At 39.4% G+C, this 22993-nt stretch carries 14 protein-coding genes; 5 read left to right on the plus strand and 9 right to left on the minus strand.

All coding sequences use genetic code 11. The annotated features are described in order from the left end of the window. Positions 1-8: 8 nt before the first annotated feature. From B3317_RS09645 to B3317_RS09660, 4 genes are all read right to left on the minus strand, one after another. Positions 9-1961, minus strand: coding sequence for a glycoside hydrolase family 97 protein (locus B3317_RS09645; RefSeq protein WP_291110965.1), 1953 nt, complete (start codon positions 1959-1961; stop codon positions 9-11). An 86-nt stretch (positions 1962-2047) separates the two neighbouring features. Further along, complete coding sequence (locus B3317_RS09650; RefSeq protein ID WP_291110966.1) at positions 2048-3448, minus strand: glycosyl hydrolase family 28 protein; 1401 nt, start codon at positions 3446-3448, stop codon at positions 2048-2050. A gap of 132 nt (positions 3449-3580) precedes the next feature. After that, positions 3581-5599, minus strand: coding sequence for a RagB/SusD family nutrient uptake outer membrane protein (locus B3317_RS09655; protein ID WP_291110967.1), 2019 nt, complete (start codon positions 5597-5599; stop codon positions 3581-3583). A 21-nt stretch (positions 5600-5620) separates the two neighbouring features. Then, positions 5621-8845 (minus strand): SusC/RagA family TonB-linked outer membrane protein, encoded by a 3225-nt coding sequence (locus B3317_RS09660; RefSeq protein ID WP_291111017.1) that lies wholly within the window; start codon positions 8843-8845, stop codon positions 5621-5623. A 508-nt stretch (positions 8846-9353) separates the two neighbouring features. On the opposite strand from B3317_RS09660, the gene B3317_RS09665 reads away from it, so the two are divergent. Continuing rightward, entirely contained in the window at positions 9354-12068 is a 2715-nt protein-coding gene (locus tag B3317_RS09665; protein WP_291110968.1) for a ligand-binding sensor domain-containing protein, read from the plus strand. Positions 12069-12070: 2 nt separating this feature from the next. Here B3317_RS09665 and B3317_RS09670 read toward each other — a convergent pair whose 3' ends face one another. Continuing rightward, entirely contained in the window at positions 12071-13414 is a 1344-nt protein-coding gene (locus B3317_RS09670) for a sensor histidine kinase (RefSeq protein ID WP_291110969.1), read from the minus strand. Positions 13415-13423: 9 nt separating this feature from the next. Next, on the minus strand, positions 13424-14107 hold the full coding sequence (locus B3317_RS09675; protein WP_291110970.1) for a response regulator transcription factor: 684 nt from the start codon (positions 14105-14107) through the stop codon (positions 13424-13426). A 499-nt stretch (positions 14108-14606) separates the two neighbouring features. Between B3317_RS09675 and B3317_RS09680 the strand changes: the two genes are divergently transcribed. Next, entirely contained in the window at positions 14607-15491 is an 885-nt protein-coding gene (locus tag B3317_RS09680) for an alpha/beta hydrolase (protein ID WP_324353819.1), read from the plus strand. 27 nt (positions 15492-15518) lie between these two features. Beyond that, positions 15519-16742, plus strand: a complete 1224-nt coding sequence (locus B3317_RS09685; RefSeq protein ID WP_291110972.1) for an isocitrate dehydrogenase (NADP(+)) — start codon at positions 15519-15521, stop codon at positions 16740-16742. Between the two features lie 170 nt (positions 16743-16912). Here the strand turns inward: B3317_RS09685 and B3317_RS09690 are convergent, their stop codons facing one another. The 3 genes from B3317_RS09690 to B3317_RS09700 all read right to left on the minus strand — a co-directional run bounded on the left by B3317_RS09690 (position 16913) and on the right by B3317_RS09700 (position 20131). Further along, on the minus strand, positions 16913-17737 hold the full coding sequence (locus B3317_RS09690) for a patatin-like phospholipase family protein (protein ID WP_291110973.1): 825 nt from the start codon (positions 17735-17737) through the stop codon (positions 16913-16915). A gap of 198 nt (positions 17738-17935) precedes the next feature. After that, positions 17936-19510 (minus strand): Rne/Rng family ribonuclease, encoded by a 1575-nt coding sequence (locus B3317_RS09695; protein ID WP_291110974.1) that lies wholly within the window; start codon positions 19508-19510, stop codon positions 17936-17938. 312 nt (positions 19511-19822) lie between these two features. Further along, positions 19823-20131, minus strand: a complete 309-nt coding sequence (locus tag B3317_RS09700) for an HU family DNA-binding protein (protein ID WP_260397887.1) — start codon at positions 20129-20131, stop codon at positions 19823-19825. 124 nt (positions 20132-20255) lie between these two features. Here B3317_RS09700 and mutY point away from each other — a divergent pair, with 124 nt between their 5' ends. Next, positions 20256-21332, plus strand: coding sequence for an A/G-specific adenine glycosylase (gene mutY / locus B3317_RS09705; protein WP_291110975.1), 1077 nt, complete (start codon positions 20256-20258; stop codon positions 21330-21332). Positions 21333-21429: 97 nt separating this feature from the next. Next, positions 21430-22977 (plus strand): hypothetical protein, encoded by a 1548-nt coding sequence (locus B3317_RS09710; RefSeq protein WP_291110976.1) that lies wholly within the window; start codon positions 21430-21432, stop codon positions 22975-22977. Positions 22978-22993: the final 16 nt, after the last annotated feature.

The raw sequence follows: 22993 nt of genomic DNA on the forward strand, positions 1-22993 counted from the left end.
CTCTTTATTTACAGTATCGCATTCTTTTTATGTACTTTATATCTCTTTATATCTTCTTTTACTGCAGGGATTAAATGAATTGTACAGCCCCCTCTTTCTTTTAACTGAAATTGAAGGATAGTCGTACTATCTACTATCAAACGGGTTACTTTGACTTTCGTAACAGTTTCGGCATTATCATCATCTGTATAGATACTTGCAACATATCTCTGCCCTGTTTGAAGAAAATCAAGGGGAGTATTAATCATACGTGCATCATTATTACCTATCGTACCTAAAAACCATTTTTTTCCGTTGCGACGCGCAATTGTCACATACTCCCCTATATAATCATGGATAACCTTTGTATCATCAAACGTCACCGGTATGTTGTCGAAAAATTCCAGCTCCGGGACTTCTTCTATCCGTGCAGGTGTATCGTACCAATATAGAGTTTGTAGCGGGCTGTAATATATTACGGGAAATGCGAGCTGGTGCGCATGTGTGTTCTTAATACGCGGATCGAAATAACAAACCGTATAATCGGCTGCTCCTGCAATCATTCGGGTGAAGGGCAATATTGTATTGTGTGTTGCATCCGGAAACTCTTCATTCCCGCGGATGCCTTCCTGTGTCAGCAGATTGGGATATGTACGGCTATGCCCTGTGGGACGGTATTCGTCATGGATATTTACCATCAGATTATTGTCCGCAGCTTTCTTCACCAATTCATGCAACCATGCAGACCATCCTTGTGTCTGATACTGGACAAAGCCAAATTTAACCCCAGCCAGTCCCCATTCTTTATAAACCGGAAATATCTTATCTGCCTGGTGCTGTAATGCATGTTGATTGACATATACCCATACACCTATTCCTTTCGATTTACCATATCTGAGAACTTCTTTCATATCCAGATCCGTTACTGTCACTTCACTTGCATCTGATCTGAAATCCATAGCCGGCCCGTACCATTTCCAATCGAAAAGGATATATTGCATCTTATGCCTTTCGCAGAAATCGATACAGGCTTTTGCATTGGCTGTAGTCAGGGTTGTTTCCCGCATTATTTTACCCGGTTTTACCCAGTCGGTATTTGTTATTTTATTGGATTCGTTCAGATTCAGTATGATATCGTTGTTTTCCAATAATTTTCCGATTCTCTCTGCTGCCATTACGACTCTCCAAGGTGTCCCGAATGGGGTTACCATATCGGAGATACTATAGAGCGACACCTGAACCGTATTCTTTTTATATTTCGATAGTTTGAACATGGCGCGGGCAAAGTCTACTTGCTGTGCCTCGGTAATACATGCATACAGAGAATCGGAAATTCTCATCGTCAAAGGGCGTTCACTTTCATCGTCCCAATCTGATAATGGCTTCTCATAATACGGAGCTTGTGCCCATTGCGTCCACCATGCAGTAGTCCTCTCCGGCATGGTAAATTCGGTATTTTCTGCAGTAATTTTATGATAAATAGCTTCGGGATGCATTGGAAAATAATAACGGAAAGCGATTCCTTCGTTATATGCACGCACCTCTATACTCATCTTATATTGCGATTTGTCTCTGCGTGAGAAATGGATCTTAGCACCATTATAATTATCCTTTATTTCCGAACGTTCTCCATATAGGGGCTTCCATGTTTCGTTATGTGAAGAGGTTTCTACATTATCAAAGACCATCACATCGTTCCATGATTCCGGTTGTTTCCAGAACTTGGCTAGTGCACGTTCCCAGATATGATTATCGAGCCGGATATCCAGCTTTGACTCCAATATTACAGGTTGGTTATTGTAGCTGACGGTATAGAATATAGCCAGAGTTCCATCTGTATTTTTCTTCTGGTAAAGCCCGAATATATGTTTGCCGTCAGGTGAAGCAACCTTTGTGCGGGTAGTTTCAATTATAGATTGAGCCGAAATTGTAGCTGCTGATAACGATATAAAAATAAGGAGTGTCAATAACGCTTTTTTCATGGATATTAATATATAGTTTATTGTACGTATAGATAATCCGGTTTACGATCTTTCACAAATTCTTTATAATGTTGTTTTTACCTTTGTTATTCTAATGTTATTTCATCCGTAAATTTTCCAATTCTGAAATTTCCGTCCTTAAAGCTTTTAATCCTTTTTCCATTGATTACAATATTCTCAAAACTTATATTTCCAACTCGCCGGCTATCATCATACCCTTCTATAACGGAAGGATTTTCTCTGTATCCATTGTAGTATATATTCTTAAAGGTGATATTTTCAATCCCTTTTCCCGGTCCGGTATTATATTTTTTGTTATACATTACACGTACATGAAAGAGTTGTCCCTCCTGAATATTTTCTACACGGATATCTTCGAAATGTATATTTCTTGCCAGATTATGATCCCCGACATTAATAGCCATACATCCCTGGTAATCCCTGTCATCTTCATCATGTTCTAAAATGTCAATATTGCGAAATATTATATTTTCCATTACTTCATCTCCCGTCTCGGTATTTCCATGTGTCCCCAAATTGATAGGGTGGGCTATATCTGCCCAGAATGTGGAATTTTGAACAACAATATTGCGTGAATCTCCGTAAAAATCCCATCTATGATTGTAGACGGCAATACAATCATCTGAGTTGCGCATGAATACTCCATCGACAAGGACATCTTCACAGCAGAAGAAATCGAGCCCATCACCCCATCCCTGATAGCTGAATGATTTTATATTTTGTATGGTTATATTTTTTGTCATTCCTGCTGCAAGAGAATTGTACCGGGGATTGAGAATTATTATACCGTCGACAGTTATATTTTTACAATAATCGGCACTGATACCATTGGCCGATGGTGAAAATATAATTCCCCGGCCATATATCTTGACATTTTCGGAATTACTACAGTCGATTTTACCATTCAACACTGCACCGCCTTCCAGGAATACAGTTGTATTTGAAGCAACTTTAAATACTCCTGTAGAATCGGGTTTATGAAGACCGGCTTCGAAATACATAATATCGGGGGCGTTCTTATCCGGTATCTCCTTGATGATATCGCCTGCAAACAGATGTAGATTGTGTAGCCTGTCTCCGTTAAACTCTATTGATAAATTCTGAGGCTTATCGAGCGTGAAAGTTATAGAATTGCCTTTTATCTCAGGTACGATGCCTTTTGCCAAAGGGCGGATAACTGCAGATAATAAATTGCCGTTATTTAACTGAACACTGACTTCTACTGTTCCGGAGAAATCAAAATAGACCATTGATGCACGGCTACGCGTATCCGCATCCACCATAGCATAATTTTCGAAAAGGTCGACCCATTCTTCACCCTGATGTCTCACCTTTACTGTAAAATCGTCATTATGCCATGCATAATAGAATTCCTTTGGTACAGAGTAGGTTATTATCTCTGCTATGGCAACGGAAGTACAAACAAAACAAAGTAAAATAATAATCCAAATGCTTTTTAAATTCATATTTGTTCTTTTTAGGTTACAGACCTGTTTATTAGGTGTATATGTATGCAACAATAGTTCTTTATAATTAAATATTGTCACACTAGATTTAACTCTTAATTTATTATCATGCGAAAGATATATCTTTATTTGTTACCATCCCGGGTTTTGCTTTAACGCCGGATTCAACCTCATCTGATTGAGAGGAACCGGACTAAGATAGTCCCGTTGCGAATAAAGCAGATTACCTGATAAAGTTGCTATTGAACGCCCGTAATCAGGGTCGTTCACACCACTACCTTCATATACACCATGCGCCAGCGGATATTCTTCGGGATAATAAGCCGGCTGCCCATGATATACGGCGTCATTCGCTTTTGCGGTCATATATTCAGTTCCGTACACATGCCGTCCCAACTTTTGTCCTTTAAGGTTGATATGTGCTATTCCCCAACGTTTCAGGTCATCTTCACGAAACCCTTCTCCATATAATTCACAAGCCCGTTCGCGGCGAATCTCATCCAGCATGTTCATTTTTTTGCATACTGTTTTACCTTGTGCATGATCCCACCATCCGGCATCCCAGACATTGGCTATCAAGGCATTTGTCAGAGGGGCTACTCCTGCTCTGGCTCTGTTCTTATTAATGGAGAAATTAAGGTCATTATCTGAAATTGTTCCTTCGCCCAGTTCTACTGCTGCTTCGGCATATATCAGGTGTACCTCGGCCAGACGAATGAGAGGGTAATCGGCAGACTCTGTATTGGTAGCTCTATTCGCACCTTCAATGGCAAACTTACGGCTGCCATATCCATTATGCGTGCTATTTCCCCGGAGGGTAGGAATATAAATAGTATGTTTATTGCCAAATGCAGGATCGTTCGGATTGTATGGGACTTCGGGATATGCAGGGTCGGGATAAGGTTTTCCCTGCTCTTTCAGGGCTCCGCCGTCTTCAGTCCGGCTACTCCAGTATGGACGGTCAGGCATAAATGTACTACCGATAAATCTGTAATCGCGGTTACGGAATTCATCATAAAAGTGTTCAAATCCTAAAAACTGGGGATTATTCTGTGCGTCAGTGATATTACCTGTATAGCTGACGCGTACCGGCAATCCGTTTCTACACAGGAAAGATTCACCAAACACAGCGCTGATACCCGCTGCCTGCCATGTAAATACAGTGTGTGAAAGATTGATACCACCTTTAAGAAGGTCATAGTCATACTTCTTGCTAAAGATAAACTCTTTGTTTGTTGCTTTTCCTGCCCCTTTAAAATTTGGCATATTACCACCCTTATCATCTATATTGAAAAGATAGTAATAGCTTAAAGAGTCACACTTATTCCAAAGTTCGAAGGTTCCTGTCTCGGCTTCTGTAATGATTTCCCCGGCCAGAGTTTTAGCTTCGGTCAGCATTTGCTGAATAGATGGGTAACTTGCCGGCCTGGCATTACCGGCCCCTGTGGAACTACCGTCTCCATCAAGGTCGTAACCAATACCCGGAACGTATTTTTCCCAAGTTGCTTCGTAAAGCAGTACCCGTGCCAAAAATGATTTTGCGGCTTCATTACTGACTTTACCCTTATCTGCCGCGGCAATATCTTTTTCTTTAGGGAGTAAAGGAATCGCCGACTTCAGATCGGAAATGATAAAATTCGCAACTTCGTAGCGGCTGTTTCTTGCACCATAAAGAACCGGATCATCCACATCCATTACATGATCTGCAACAGGTATCCCACCAAACTTTTGCAAGAGATAAAAATGCTGCCATGCACGGAAGAAATAGGCGGTACCAATTGCTGCGCTGATTTCCGATTTATTTCCTGCATATTCGCTGCCTTTGGTCAACAAGATATTGCAATTGCGAATATAACTATAGGGTTTATCCCATTGAAAATTGCTTTCTACGGCAGAACCACCCCCATTATTTCCAAGACCTGAAATATCGAGGTTCTGATCCATTTTATAATATGTAGGTTTATCGTTATAATCTTTCCATCCTTCCAGATTATACAGACCGTTTGCTGCCTGCTTAAAATGATCCGGAGTAGTAAAGAAGATAGCCTCAGTTTCTTGTGACAGCGGCTCTTTATCAAGGAAATCGCTACATCCCGTCAGTAATGCCAATAACATTACCGGTGAAAATATTTTACTTATAATAGATTTCATTTGTTCAAATTTAATGATTAATTAAAATGTGATGTCCATCCCCCAGGTAAGCATGCGGTTGAAAGGAAAAGTATTATTAGATCCCTCTCCATATTCAGGGTCATAACCGTCTTTGATCTTACTCCACTCCCAAAGGTCGTCTCCTGAAAAGTAGACCCGAAGCTTATTCAGTCCCATTTTTTTTGTTACATTTTGAGGAAGGGTATACCCTACTACTAAGGACTTTAGTCTGATATATTTGGAACTCTGAACGGTTGCATCTTTGTTTGCATAATTCCAGTTGTTAAATGCATTATCCCGTGATGCAATTGTATAGCTCGTATTCGGATTCTCTTCGGTCCACATTTTTCCCATAAATGTATTATTCTGGTATGTGAAATTTGCTACCCAGGGATATGCAAAATATCCGCTTCTCAATACTGTCTGTTTTCCAACCCCCTGGAAGAATGCCTGCAAATCAATTCCTTTCCATTCTGCTCCGAGCTTGAATCCGAAATTAAGACGTGGTGCCGCGTCTCCCGCATAGTAGATATCTTTTGTTGTAATAGCTCCGTCACCATCGAGATCGACCAGTTTACGAGCTCCCGGACGAAGACGGTTTGTACCGCTTTCCAGCGGAGCCGGAATTATATTGCCAGCCTTGGGGCCTGTATGATCTGCATTCCAGTAATACTGATTATAGAATGCGTCGACTTCTGCCTGTGTCTGGAAAATACCATCGGTCTTATAAACATAAATCGCATCTCTCGGCATACCTACCAGACGGTTGGAGTTCTTTCCGGGATTAGGTACGTTCTCGCTATTTTCTAATGTAAGGATCTTTGACCATGCATCAGCTATGAAGCCCCCTATATTATAAGAGACATCTCCTATCTTATCCCTCCAGTTGAGGGAAAACTCCCATCCTTTAGCCCTGAATTTACCATTGTTTGTTTTTGGTGCGGATGCTCCCAATATCGAAGGGTATGTTACAGGAATGAACATGCCGTTATTGGTCTTTACGAAATAATCGAATGAACCCGACAGACGGGATTTTAAGAATGAAAAGTCCAGTCCGGCATCGTGACTGTTAATCGTCTCCCATGTTCTCAGGTTTGAGGTCATACCACCAAGAGTCAATGACGGTTGGGATGCCACATCTGTACCAAAAAATGCATTTCCTGTATTTATTACTGCATATCGTTCGTAATTGTCGATTCCTTCAACACTTCCTGTTTTTCCGTAATTGTACCTGATTTTCAGATTAGTCAGCCATTTAAAGTCTTTCATGAAATCTTCGTTAGAAATAACCCACCCGCCGGAGACTGAATAAAAGTTCTTCCAACGCTGGTCGACAGATAATTTGGATGAGCCATCACGACGACCCAGCAGGTCTAAAAGATATTTTCCATCATAATTGTAACTGACACGTCCCAGATATGAAACGAATCCCCACGAACTTTGCCCGCCTCCGGCTCCATTATTTGTTCCGTTTACCATCACTTCGAGGTCAACAAGATCAGAACCTGCGTATAAAGGTCCGCTATTACGCGAAGCAAGTATTTTCTTATAGTTTTCCTCTTCGGCTGTCATACCCAGCATCGCTGATACATTGTGTACCTGATTGAAACTACGCGTATAGTTGATAAACCCGCCGAAAGTCACATTTTTCCATTCATACTTTTCTTCTTTGAGCGAACCGGGAGATTGTCTTTTCCCTGTTTTGTTCCCTTCCCAGTCGTAATATTGGACTTCTTTTTTTAGTTCCTGAACATCTTTTTCCACTCTCTTGAATGAACCTGTTCCGGATAAAGAGAGTCCTCTTACCAATTGTGAAAGATCTAAAGTCACTTTTATATTGGAACGGAATGTATTGAAGTCTGTTTTCGTTTGGCCGCCGCCTACAAGCCCTCCCACAGGATTGCGCGCACCATTAAAGGTATCATAGAATTGTCCGTATTGGTTGTAGACCGGCCAGAACCAAGGATCGTACCATCCTGCCCCCACATCGGTATTGGGCGTGGTTATATTGCGTACTTCATACGACATTCCGGTTTCTACCTTCAGCATTCTGGTTGCCTGGTAATCCATATTCAGACGTCCGCTATATTTTTTTTCCCCGTCCTCTGCAATTTTTAATTGTGAATTATTATCAGCATAACCCAGGGATGCCATATAGCTAAATTTTTCATCAGCTCCTGATATGTTTATTGAATGCTTATGCGAGAGAGACTGTCCGTACATATAATCCAGCATATTGACAGCATCGTAGCGTCCAATCTGACCATTACCTTGCTTCAAAGTAAAAACTTCTCCTTTTCTCAATGCATTGAAAAACGTTTCTCCTGTTATCGTCTCCCCAATTCCAAAGCCATCAATCGGAGTTTGAAGCGTGCCTCCGAAAGAATTGAAGATCCACCAGTCCACTCTTTTGTGAATTTCTGCAGGGTCCGTAATAGTCGGATTCTTAGCCCGTGCATCCTGATATTGCGCTTCATAGAACATATCCAAAAATTCGAAACGGTTGGTTACTGGAGATTGAATTCCATCTATAGTTGTGCTTAGGGAGCCATTATAGGTTATCTTAGCGGCCCCCTTCTTACCCCTCTTAGTAGTTACTAATATGACACCGGATGCAGAACGCGCACCATAAATAGCAGCAGAAGCGTCTTTTAACACTGAGATATTTTCAATGTCATTTGGCTCCATCTGATTCAATTCGTCTAATGATCCGCTTACTCCATCAATGAGGACTAAAGGGCTGGACTTACCGTTGACTGAAATATCTCCACGAATTTTCATTTCCGCTCCTTCGCTGCCCGGACGGGTAGAAGTACGCGTTACGATAAGTCCGGGTATTTCTCCCTGAAGTGCTACCGATACATTGTTTATACCACGGTCTTTAAAAACTTCATCACCGGAAATCTGGCTGATGGCACTGGTTAGAGAAGCTTTCTTCTGCGTACCGTAACCGACTACAACAACTTCGTCAAGGGTATTGGTTTCTTCAATTAATGTTATATTTATAGTACTTCTATCGCTCAGATTTACCGTTTGAGGTTCAAAACCTATATACGAAAATTTTAATTGAGTTCTTCCTTCCGGTATTATAATGGTATAATTTCCGTCGGTGTCCGTCATAGTTCCGACTGTGGTTCCAACGACACTAACGCTTACTCCGGCCAGAGGTTCGCCGCTGGAATCGTTGACAGTTCCTTTTACCGTTTTAGTAGCTTGAGTTTGTTGAGAACTCTCTTTTACGCCCATATTTGCATACAAGCCGGAATAGGTTACCCCTCCCAGAAATAATGCAAGGGCCAATAATAATCCTTTTTGACATGGGAATTTCGATTTTCGCTTTCTTTTCATGTGATTAGATTTAAAATGAAATTATAAACAGATTCGTTAACAAAAGTAAATGAGTGAATCTTTCTTCCCATAGGAAAAAGAGCCTAAAAAGTCCGAAATAACTATTCTGGATTAGAATAATAATTGTCCGGCCAGTGTCAAAATAATTTGAGACTCCTGCATTATAGACTATTTAGAATAATTGTCTTATATTCCCGGAATAATCCGGTATGGTAAGGGATACCAGATTTATTTTATGGATATTATTTTATCTATAGATTATATCACTAGTGATGCTGAACATAAGTAATGCCAGTCTATATTTGTTGTACTAAAAAATATGCTGAACTTAATATATAATTATCAATAAATATTAAATTTGTCGTACCTTAGTCTATACTATAATTGCGATTCTGACAATTTTCTGATGAAAAGTAAACTGTACATATTCTTTTTTATCCTGGGCTATTTTTGCAATATAGCATATGCCATTAAACCATTCCGGAATATTAGCGTCGACAATGGTCTTAGTAGCAATACTATAAATTGCATATTCAAAGATAGCGGCAAATATATCTGGCTGGGGTTACCAAATGGGCTGAACCGTTTTGATGGTGTAGATATTATATCTGTAAAATATTTCGAAAACCAATTTATAGTCTCTATATCTGAAATAGATTCTTTGAATCTGTTTGTTGCATCTGAGAGAAACCTCTATAAATATAACAGAAGAGAGAATACAGCCTCTAAATATGAACTGGAAAGGAATCAAGACATAAAAATAAAGAAAATATTACCCGACAAAAAAGAGAATTTACTTATAGCTACCAATAGAGGCTTATTCACCTTTGTCAGCGACAAGGTTGAGAAAATACAGAGCGTCTCATCTGATATAACAGATATAACAGTTGACAACAATAATATATACTGGATAACCACTACTTCGGGATTAATCAGCTATAATGTACTATCGGGTAGCCTTGATACATATTATTTATTTAATAATAAATCCAGCAATAACTTCTCCTCACTCAGCCTTGACAATAATAATATTTATCTTGGATTTCAGAACAGTATTTACTGTTTTGATATTATTGCCAAAGCATTTGATAAGATAATAGATTTGGACAATAATTATATACTTAATATATATTACAATGACAATAGGCTATATGTGGGAACAAATGGTGGTGGACTCAAAATTATTTCTTTAACGGATCGAAGTATAGTATCTCTTACACACAACCCATCCAATCCGGAAAGTATTAGTTCAAACGCCATATACTCGTTCTTACTTGACGGAGAATCATTCTGGATTGGAACCTTCGTGGGAGGGCTAAACTATACGCCCTATATAAGGAATATATTTAGCACTTATAGTAAAAGTGGAACATTTGATAGCCGGGGTGTTAATATAAGGTCGATGAATTTAATCGGTGATAATAAAATATTAGGAACCCGAAGCGGATTTATCTATTTCGGAAAGGAGAAAGTGCATATTTTCAGTACAGAAAACACCCCTGCTCTCAGATCAAACATTATACTTTGCATATATCAGTTTAAAGATAAATACCTCATTGGTACATATGGGGGAGGCGTATATCTGTTCAATCCGGATAAACTGACTGTAGATAGATTCAAAAAAGACAATGTTTTCATTGATAACTCTTTCTATTCCATAACAGATGACAATGACGGGTACCTCTGGCTCGGCACCTTAAACGGTCTGATCAGATATGATGTGAAAGCCGATAAATATGAAGTATTCACAACTATTAACTCGGGACTGATCAATAAAGACATCTATTATATAACAGCTGATACAAAGAACAGGATATGGATAGGTACAAATGAAGGTGTCTGCTACTATGAAAATGGAAAAATATATGTTCCTAAAGATATAGACCTATCTTTTATCAAAACTGTCCGATATCTATTCTCAGACAAAGCAGGTAATATATGGATAGGTAGTGAAAAAGACGGACTAATCAAAGTCTCTCCCGATATAGATTCATTCGAACATATTACTACCAGTGATTTTTTACCGGACAACTATGTATTAAGTATTATTGAAGATCAGGAGCAATATATATGGATATGTACGCCTAAAGGGATGGTAAGATATAATCCTGAATCTGCTGATTACCGGATATTCTCTCTTTATGATGGTATTCCATGGTATACATTCAACTCTGCAGTCCAAATGGCTGATGACGGTACCTTGTGGTGGGGTAATGAGAAAGGGCTGGTATATCTGAATCCTAAAGATAAATTATTGAAGAGTACTTCGAATAACCAGATTGCAATAACCTCTATTTATATTGACGGCAAGCTGGAAGAAGTCGGTTCTAAAATGTTGCCTGTATCTTCCGAGTATATGAAAGTTATCAAACTAAGCCCTTCTCAGAACAGTATCGGAATACACTTCTCTGATCGTTTATATACTATTCCCCAGTCGGAAATCTATGAATATAAGCTAGAGGGGCTGGACGACAAATGGCAACGCATCATTGGGCGTAATGACCTTTATATATCCAATCTCCCCAGCGGTTCTTATAAGCTGCTATTGAGAAAAGCCGGGAGCGAAGAACCAATACAATCTATATCCATAATCAAGACTAAATCATATACGATTTATGTATGGTTGTTCATTATAGCCATCCTGATAGTTGCCTCGGTACTCACTTTTAGTATGAATATACTGAAAACTAAAAGGTTGAAGGAGAAATTCATCCAGTCATCATCGAAAGTCAAGTATCAGAGTATTAAGATGGAAGAAAATGAAATATCCCAGATAAAAGAAGCTCTACTCAAGTACTTCGAAGAAGAACAGCCATATTTGAATTCCGAACTCAAACTGGAAGATGTATCCAATGCAATACACCATTCTAAAACAAGGGTTTCCCAGGTACTAAACCAGTATCTGCAATCTAATTTTGCCGACTTCACAAATACATACCGTATACAGGTATTTAAAGAAAAGGCAGAAGAAGGCTTGATCCAGCAATACACTCTTAGCGCTTTATCTAAAGAATGCGGGTTCAGTTCGCGTAGTTCTTTTTTCCATAGCTTTAAGAAAATTACAGGCCAAACACCTTTGGAATATCTGAAAGAAGCCGGTATAAAAATAGATAAGCCCTGAAACTAGAATAACAGCGAGACTTTAGTCCCTGTATCGATCTCTGATTCTATCTTATATTCAATTCCGTTCTTGTCCAGTATGCGTAGGGCTATCGACAGGCCGATACCGCTACCTTGCACCTCGTTCGTGTTATCTGCCCGATAAAAAGGTTTACTGATGTCTGCCAGTTGGTCCGATGGAATACCAATACCTTTGTCGGCAATGGACAAACAAAGTCTGTCACACTTCTTGTAAAGATGTATTGTGACATTCTCTTTAGAAGAATACTTCACTGCGTTTTCTACCAGATTGAATAAAGCAATCAACAACTGGGTTCTGTCTTTATCCATAGACATCAGTTGCTCATCTTCCGGTTTTATATCCATATTGACCAGAATCTTAGAATTCGGATACAGACTTTTCATTTTACTTATAATTTCCCAGATCAACTCGTCTATTCGCATAGAGGATGCTTCCTTTTCATCTTTCTTCAGGTCGGAAATAATAATGAGAGTGTCTAATATCTCTTCCATCTGCACTATCTGTTCAATGAGCTTTCCCGACAGTTGCCTGTATTCTTCGGGGCTACGGTCTTTTATCGTAAATAGATCGACGTTACCCATCATGGAAGCCAACGGAGTCTTAAATTCATGGGAAACATATCTTACAAAATTCTTTTGGATGATAACTGTCTCTGATATCTTTGCCAGTAAATCATTGAATGTTTCTATGAGGTTCTGCAATTCATCTTTCGTTTCAGGTGATTGTATCCGGACATTCAGATTTTTTGTCGATATATTTTTCACCTGGCTTATCACATCACTAAACGGACGATACGCGATACGGGATACCCAGCGGCTGAGGAGGACAATAGCTAAAAGTCCGACAACAAACGACGGGATCAATATCCACAACAATAGGTTAACCTGTTCTGCAAGTCCGCTTTCGGGAACTTTAGCGATAACGACAAAATCCCCCTGATTATCCTCATAGAATATGCCGTAGCAAAGGTATTCGTCTATGGTAAAAGACATATGCCGGTTGAGCCGTATCCTGTCGAGAATAGAAACAGGTATATCGGATACACCGACGCCATATGCTATATTATTGTGCATGTCGTATACCTGATAATATGAGTCGGTTACAATCTCTTCAAACTGAGCTTTAATCTTTGCAAACTCCCTGTCATTCAGTTCATCTTCTTCAAGGTAGAACAAAGCTGATATATGAGCCGTTTTTTCAAGATTACTATAAATGGACTTTTTTGTGTTGTTATAGAACAAACCGTATATAAGCAGGGATATAATAGCGAAGATTATACCGAAGATAAGCGAACAATACAGGCTCAGGCGATTTTTTACTTTCATGTAATATCTCTAATCATAAGTTTCTATCATATAACCACGCCCCTTTACTGTTTTGATAAGCTTCGCATGTCCATCCGTGTCTATCTTATTCCGCAGGTATGAAATGTATACATCCACTACATTCGTATTCGTGTCGTAGTTTACTCCCCATACGGTATCCAGTAATTGTGTGCGGGACAATACTTTATCCTTGTTTTCCATCAGTAATTTCAATAATTTGAATTCCTGCATTGTAAGCTTAATCTCGGTGCCTCCTCTTTCTACCCTGTGTCGGTCTTTAAAGAGTTTAAGATCATCACATTCTAATACATCGGATGCAACATCATATTTTAACCCTGCCCTTCGGGTCAATGCATTGATATGGGCTATCAGCTCCCTGAGAAGAAACGGCTTGTTCAGATAATCATCTGCTCCACAGTCCAGCGCCCTAATTTTGTCTTCTGCATCTCCCAGCGCGCTGATAACAAGTATGGGAGTGTTGATTTTTTTATAACGCGTATATTGTAGTAATTCGATACCATCTATATCTGGTAACATAATGTCCAGCAAAATCAGGCTCCATTCTTTTTCGCTGATCAGGCGGCGGGCATCTACTCCATTTTCGGCTAGTACAACAGAATATCCGGTTTCTTCCAGACCTTTCACCACAAATTCACTGATGCGGTGATTGTCTTCTATTAATAAAATCTCCATAACACATAGTTTTTGAATTATAAAAGTAACGATTTTCAATTAATGCAAATCTTATATTGAATTAAAACATTCAATTGTTCTTCTGTGCAGTCATAAATTAGTTATGCTTATTGTTCAATAGTAAAAAAGGTAACAAAAGTAACAGTTTTTTCAGTGAACAGTTAACGGTCATCAGTCAACAACTTGTATCTCGTATCCCGTTTACTTGTAACTATTTTCAAAAAAGTAACAACCAACGGTCACAGGAGCGAAGCGTATGTAAAAGTAACACTTTTTCTACCTATTACTTTTTACTCTCTTTGTAGCCTCCTCTTGGGGAGGTTGGAGGGGCCAATCAAGGCTTCAAAGAATTCTATCAGCTAACAGCTAAATGCTATTGGCTCCAATTACATAGATAAATTTTTCAAGAGATATTGCTATTCGTTGTGCTTATTACATTTTTGATTTAAACCTTAAAATATCTATCTTTGAGAAATCTGATTTTTAAAATTTGACCAAAATGATAAACACCCGTCAATTATTAGTGGCAAGTACTTTGCTACTATTTACATGTGTAAATATGAATGCTCAGAAGGTTGTGAAGTTATGGGGAACAAAACCTCCGACAAGTAATGAAATAACAGAAGCCGAAAAGTATGAGAGAGATGGCGGCTGGGTTATAAATGTATCTTCTCCTGAACTTTCGGTCTACCAACCTGATAAAGCGAAAAGTACGGGAATGGCTGTTGTGATATGTCCCGGAGGGGGATATGCGGGACTGGCTATCGAGCATGAGGGCGTGCAGTTTGCACAATGGCTCAATGGGCAGGGAATAACTGCCGCTATACTTAAATACCGAATGCCAAATAAACATAAGGAAATCCCATTGGACGATGCGCAACAGGCCATACGTTATATGCGCGAGCATGCAGGTGAACTAGGTGTCGATGCAAATGAAATCGGTATCGCAGGTTTTTCTGCAGGCGGGCATCTGGCTGCGACAGCCTCCACCCATTATGCGATAAAGGGAACAAGTACAAGACCGGACTTTTCAATCCTTTTCTATCCTGTTATCACGATGGAAGTGGCTACGCATGGAGGTTCCAAGTTGAATTTATTGGGAGATAAGCCTTCTGTTACCGATGTGCATGCTTTTTCTAACGAAAAGCAGGTAAATGTGAACACTCCGCCTGCAATATTGTTATTGAGTGATGACGATAAGGCGGTTCCGCCGGCTAATAGTATATTATATTATAATGCTCTGAAGCAGAATGATGTGCCGGCAACAATGTACATATTCCCTGAAGGTGGACATGGCTGGGGTATGAGAGAGAATTTCAAATATCATACCCAAATGCTGGACCTGTTGGCTATGTGGCTGAAAGATATACAAAACAAACAATAATATTTAATCAAAACCAATATAAGTAAGATGCAAAAAATAAAAGTAGCGAATCCCATTGTAGAGATGGACGGAGATGAAATGACCCGCATCATCTGGCAATATATTAAGGATAAACTAATTCTCCCTTATGTAGAAATCGACCTGAAATATTACGACCTGAGCATTCAGAACCGTGATGCAACAGACGATCAGGTAACAATAGACAGTGCAGAGGCTACAAAAAAATACAAAGTAGCCGTAAAATGTGCCACTATTACTCCGGATGAGGCACGTGTAGAGGAATTCGGTCTGAAAAAGATGTGGAAATCTCCCAATGGTACTATCCGTAATATAATAGGGGGTACAGTTTTCCGCGAACCGATTATTATCAGCAATATCCCGCGTTTAGTGAATACATGGACGCAGCCGATTATTATCGGGCGTCATGCACATGCCGATCAATATAAAGCCACCGATTTTGTTACAAAAGGGAAAGGTACCTTGACCCTTACGTTTACGCCGGAAGAGGGTGAACCTCAGTCATACACTGTCTATAACTACAGTGGTGATGGTGTGGCTATGGGTATGTACAATACGGATGAATCTATATACGGGTTTGCTCACTCTTGTTTCAGGCTTGCGTTACAAAAGAAATATCCGTTGTATCTATCCACGAAAAATACAATATTGAAGGCTTATGACGGCCGCTTTAAAGATATATTTCAGGAAGTCTATGAAAATGACTATAAAGCTGGATATGCGAAAGCCGGAATTACATATGAACACCGCCTGATAGATGATATGGTGGCTTCCGCCCTGAAATGGAACGGAGGTTTTGTCTGGGCTTGTAAAAACTACGATGGAGATGTACAGTCCGATACAGTGGCGCAGGGCTTCGGCTCTCTCGGGTTGATGACTTCGGTGCTGCTTACTCCCGACGGGCAGATAATGGAAGCGGAAGCTGCTCATGGAACGGTAACGCGCCACTATCGTCAGCATCAGCAAGGTAAAGAGACATCCACGAATCCAATAGCTTCTATCTTTGCATGGACAAGAGGTCTGGCACATCGCGGTAAGCTTGATGGAAATCAACCTTTGGTCGATTTTGCCGATAAGTTAGAGCAAACCTGTATAGAAGTAGTAGAGCAGGGTAAAATGACTAAAGATCTGGCCTTGCTTGTATATGGGGACAAAATGGAGCGTTCAAATTATCTGAATACGGAAGACTTTTTGGATGCAATCAGCCGGGCATTGCAGATTAAATTGGCGTAATGATCGGATGAAATAATGGGAACTTCATATAAACATGTTTAAATGTCAAACAGTTATGTGTCTCCCTTCTGTGTTTTGCGCAAAACTTTGTGTTCTTTGTGGTTAAATCTTCGTTTTTACCAGAAAGGGCACAAAGAAAAAGCAAAAGTAGAATTACACTCTTAAAGTGTTTATAGGTGTCTTTCTGTCGGTTGTACTGCAAGATAGGGAAAGTCCTTTAATAATGCATCTTCATTGTCTTTGAAAAATGCCATAGTCAACTCATAACCGGTCTGATATATCTCTTCCACATGGTCGAGGTCGAACATTGAATACCGCGAGAGCGAGACCGATTCTATCAGGTAATCGCACAGATTGCGGTCAAGTAGCGTGTTCGAACCGGACATGTAGTGGAACGATCGCTCTGCAATGTACTTTATGGAACTGCGGAATTCAGACTTGGTGATCGGACTTACATTTACACCGATTATCTTTGCGCATTCGCGGCGTATCGTCGAAACCGGGAAGTTCTTGAATAACCCTCCGTCTACATAGTAATGTTTATTGATTTCCACAGGCCTGAATATGATCGGGACAGAACACGAGGCTATCACTGCCGGTATTAACGGGCCGGAGGTAAATACCATGCTTTCGCCATGTTCTATGTCCGTAGCCAGCACATGTAAGGGAATTTTCAGATCTTCAAAGTTTTTTGATTTTAAGTGCTTTTTCAGAAAAGACTGGAAGCCTTGACTTTTAAAGAACCCTCCATGAGGTATTGCAAATTCGGCAAACTCGCGAAAAACCTTTTTTTTGAAGAATGATATTATCTCTTCGGGCGTGTGTCCGTCTGCATATAGTACTCCGGCAAAGGCTCCCGCACTGGTACCTGATATCACTTCAGGATAAAGTCCTCTCTCATTGAGTGCCTGTAGTACACCAAGGTGGGCGAAACCTTTTGCTCCTCCTCCACTCAGAGCTATTCCCAGCTTATATATATTCTTTTCGGAGCTCATCTATTGTGTGACACTGAATTTAATTCAGAGCAAATTTAGTTATAATCCTTTTACCTATGAAACTGTTGGAGCAATAAATTAAAAAGTGAAGATGATCTTAATAATAAGACGATTGAATCCGGTTGCAGATTCTTATACAATAAAAAAAGACCCCGTTTCGATGTGCCAAAGCGGGGTCTCATGTATTTTAGGTAATAATTATTTTACTTCAAACTCTTGTTTCATATCTATTTCTTCTTTGTTCTCATCATAAAAATGATATTCGAGAAGAGCCAGATTCTGGTTTGGTAATATTTTTATTCCCATACTGTATCTCCATTTCCACTGCCATTTGAGGGAAACAAGACCTTGATTGATAAACGCTGCAACGTATGGATGTACGTGCAAGGTAAATTTCTTCACTTTCAGATCTTTCACAAGATAACTGATTTTCATACGCAAGGTGTCTGTGAATAATATAGATGGCCTTATTTCTCCTTTTCCGAAACAGTTGGGACAAATCTCGGTTGTGGTGATTTCCATTTCAGGGCGAACGCGCTGCCTTGTGATTTGCATCAATCCAAATTTACTCAAAGGTAAAATGTTGTGCTTGGCGCGGTCGTTGGCCATCAATTCCTGCATTCTTGTTATCAGTTGACTGCGGTGCTCGCCTTCAGTCATATCTATAAAGTCGATTACGATTATGCCCCCCATATCCCGTAATCTTAGCTGTCTGGTAATTTCTTCTGCTGCCGCGGAATTCACTTCCCAGGCGTTATTTTCTTGTCCGGCTTCCGGATTCTTAGACCTGTTACCGCTATTTACGTCTATTACGTGTAATGCTTCCGTGTGTTCTATAATCAGATATGCTCCATTGCGGAATGTCACCGTTTTTCCAAAAAGTGCTTTTATTTGTTTTGTAACGCCGAAGTTGTCGAATATGGTGAGGCCACCATCATATTGTTTTACAATATTTTTCTTTTCGGGAGCAATGAATGAAATATAGTCTTTTATCTGATTACATGTATCGGGATCATTTACATGAATCTCTTGAAAGCTAGGGTTGAATACGTCGCGCAAAAGTGCAACAATACGTCCGGTTTCTTCAAAGACGAGTGTCGGCAATTTGCTTTTTTGTATTTTGGGTAGGTTGTCATCCCATCGCTTTACGAGTGTTTTCAGCTCAGTATCCAGGTCGGCTACTTTTTTGCCTTCGGCTACAGTTCTGACTATTACGCCGAAGTTTTTAGGCTTTATGCTCTGTATCAGCTGGCGTAGTCGGGCTCGTTCTTCCTTCGACTTTATTTTTTGCGATACGGAGACTTTATCGTTGAAAGGTATAACAACAAGGAAACGTCCGGCCAGGGACAATTCCGATGTAAGGCGGGGGCCTTTTGTCGATATAGGTTCTTTGGCTATTTGTACCAGGATTTCCTGTCCGGGTTTCAGTATGTCGCTGATAGATCCATCCTTTTCGATATCATTCTCCAGTTTCATCTTGGAGATGTTCGGGAATTTTTTCTTGTCAGCAAGTGCCTGTTTGTAGAACTTATCAACAGATTTGAATTGAGCACCAAGATCTAAATAGTGAAGAAAAGCGTCCTTTTTGTATCCAATGTCTACAAAAGCAGCGTTTAGTCCGGGCATAAGCTTTTTTACTTTGCCGGCATAGATGTTCCCTACCGCGTATGAAGCGTCTCTTCCTTCTTTTTGCAGTTCGACAAGCTTTTTGTCTTCAAGTACTGCTATCGAGACTTCATTGGGCTGAACATCGACTACTAGTTCGCTATTCATAACTATAATTTAGAAGTTGAAAATTAGATTTAAATATATTCAGTATTTAAACCTGAAAATAGGGTTGCTTCTTTGTGCACAAGAAGCGGGTTGCGTATAATACACAAAGAACAAACTTAAAATTCAACAATTTGTAAGTTTGTTCCTGTATATTTCTGTTAAAGAAAGAAATAAGGCTTATTTTTTCTTCTTATGCCTGTTCTTTCTCAGTCTTTTTTTGCGCTTATGCGTAGACATTTTATGTCTTTTTCTTTTCTTTCCGCTTGGCATGTTATTTATATATTTAGTAATTAATAATTATGTACGTCTCAATTACTTTCTTACCTGGATTACGAAAGTTTTAGCCGGTTTGAATGCCGGAATTGAATGTGCAGGTATAATGATAGTCGTGTTTTTAGAGATGTTACGAGCTGTTTTTTGAGCTCTTGTCTTCACGATGAAACTACCGAAACCTCTTAAATAAACATTTTCATTCTTGCTCAGGGAGTCTTTGACTACGTCCATGAATGATTCAACTGTTTTCAATACAGTCGCTTTGTCTATGCCTGTATTTTTCGCAATCTCGTTAACGATGTCAGCTTTTGTCATTTTCTTATTTTTTTTAGATTCAAAACAATTAATTTTTTGGACTGCAAATATATAGCTTTTTATTTACCTTTGAAACAAATAATAACCATTTTTTCTAAATAATGAAGAAATTAACTTTCGGCGACAACTGATTTTTGCTTATTGTAAATAATTGTAAATGAGTACAGAAAAAGATTTGAGATTAAGTTCTATATTAATAAGGTGGTATGAGCGGAATAAGCGGGAGTTGCCCTGGCGTGATACTACAGACCCATATATTATCTGGATTTCAGAAATTATATTGCAGCAAACCCGTGTAGATCAGGGATATGCGTATTTTAACCGGTTTGTAAAAAGATTTCCGTCTGTAGGTTTATTGGCGCAGGCCGAAGAAGATGAGGTGTTGAAGCTTTGGCAGGGTCTGGGCTATTATAGCCGTGCGCGTAATCTCCATGCAGCCGCAAAAATGGTTTTGGATAAATATCATGGAATTTTTCCACGTGGCTATACGGATGTTTTGAGCCTGAAAGGGGTGGGGGAGTACACGGCTGCCGCAATTGTATCCTTTGCCTATAATCAGCCGCATGCTGTTGTCGACGGTAATGCATTCAGGGTGCTGTCGCGTATATTTGCAGTGGAGGAGCCTATAGATAGTACAAGAGGAAAGAAGCTGTTCTCTCAGCTTGCTCAGGAACTCCTTGATGATAAAAGGGCGGGTTTGCACAATCAGGCTGTTATGGAATTTGGAGCATTGCAGTGTGTGCCTGTGTCGCCTGATTGTAACAATTGCCCGGCTTCGGTAATGTGCCTTGCATATGCACAATCTAAAGTGAATGTATATCCGGTTAAAGCCGGGAAACAAAAGGTTCGTTCCCGCTTTTTCAATTATTTCGATGTCCGGTCCGGCGATGGGCATATGCTTCTGCACAAGCGTACGGCTAAAGATATCTGGCAGGGTTTATATGAACTCCCATTGATAGAAACCGTGCAGGCTATGCCTGTGGAAGAATTACAGAGGACAGATAGTTTCAGGCGTATATTCAAAAATGGTGATGAACTTCATGTTAAATATATAACACAAATGAAGCATGTCCTTTCTCATCAGACTATATATGCAACATTTTATCGGGTTACGATCTCGGCAATGCCGGATAATGATGAATACTTGGGGATGAAGGTGGAAGATGCTGGGGAGTATCCTGTGTCGCGTTTGGTGCATAAGTATCTGGAGTCTGAAGGCTTCTCCAATGGTTAATTGGGCTAAGAGTATAATATATTCGCACTTTGTGTTAATTATTTTAAAAATATAACTTTGTAGCCGGATGAGTGAAAATTTATAATCTGTGGATTAAATGAATATAAGGAGATTTTTTAATAAATGGAATCTTTGGATTTTGCTGGTTTTGCTGTTGGCTATCGGTCTTCGTTTTTATAAATTCGAAGATAAAGAGAATCTCTTTCTCGACGAATATCTGTCTGTAGTTATATCGACGGTAAATGAAAAGAGCCTTTTTGTAGGTATTAAGGATGATTCTACATCTTTTACCGGAAGGGAAGTTAAGTCTATCCTTCTGTCGGCAGATAATAGCTTGTCAGGCATACTGAATGATATAAAAAGTCTGCGACACACGACACGAGACTCGCCTCATACAAATCTTTATTATTCTCTTTTTCGCTTGAGCCTGGCTGGGGCTGATAATTCGGATATTGCACAAGTGATGTGGCGCGGATTTATTTTGAATCTGGCATTTTTTATACTTAGCTTTATACTTCTGTATAAACTGGCCTCGGAATTATTTTCAGAGAAACTTCTCATCTTAGGGTTGTTGATTGTGGCCTTTCTGAATCCAGCTTCAGTTGGGGGGACTTTATTTCTGAGGCCTTATCAGTTGCAAGAAACAATATTTATTCTGATGTCATATTTGTTCATATTATGTTGCATCAGAATGATGAGAGGTGAGAAGATAGATTCATGGCCAAATCTTCTGTTTTTGTCTTTTGTAACTGCTTTAACATTTTTGTCTGGTTATTTTGCAATATTTTATGTTTTTCTTCTTGGATGTGCGTTGTTGTTCTATTCTTATAAATATTCGGAAAAAAGAAATATTCTGTTCTTCGTCGCTGTTTTGGGATTGTCGTATATTTTCGTGCTAATTATGTATCTAAGCTACAATCAAGGCTTGTTTATGGAAAGAGGCGAGGAGGCTTTAGGAAAACTCAGTATAGCGGGATTGTCGGATAATTTGAGACTGTCATTATCCGGGATATTGAATGAGATTTCAGAATATTTTCTAAGTATATTGGAGATAGTTCTGTTGCTTATAGTTTTTGCATATATAATGATTGCAAAATTGTATAAGAAAAGGTGCAATGTTTTTCTCAAGCCGCTTTCTGTTCTATTCTTATGTGCTTTTCTATGGATGCTTATAGTCGTATTTTTGGCTCCGATGAAAGTAGTTAGGTACATTGTGCCCGTGTTCCCTATAATCTTGTTGTTGGTTCCCTGCCTGCTATTTTATCTCGATTCGAAAAAACAGATATTCTTATGTCTGTTATTTTCTATTCTGATGTTAGGAAAGACAATTTCTACTAATGTAAACTGGGGTGTAATTCCTATTGAAGCAGAATATGTAAATGATGGAGATATTCCACTTGTTTTAGGAGGAAGTGAGTCTGTTTGCCAGATCGGGGCTATACCGCGTTTTACGGATGAGCGTCCTGTCGAATTTTCCTTCTCTCCCAATACTTTCCAAGAGAAAGTTGGAAAGTACGATGAAGTATATATTTTAATAGCGAACAATATGGAGGGAAAATATGTAATTCCGGATGGCTATGACATTGAAGGAAATATAAAGAGGAACCATTTATTTATATTTTGTAAATTAAGAAAGATTAAATGACAGATTTTGTAGATTT

Origin of the sequence: Dysgonomonas sp. UBA7710, from assembly GCF_002482385.1 — a bacterium.
Lineage (GTDB): Bacteria > Bacteroidota > Bacteroidia > Bacteroidales > Dysgonomonadaceae > Dysgonomonas.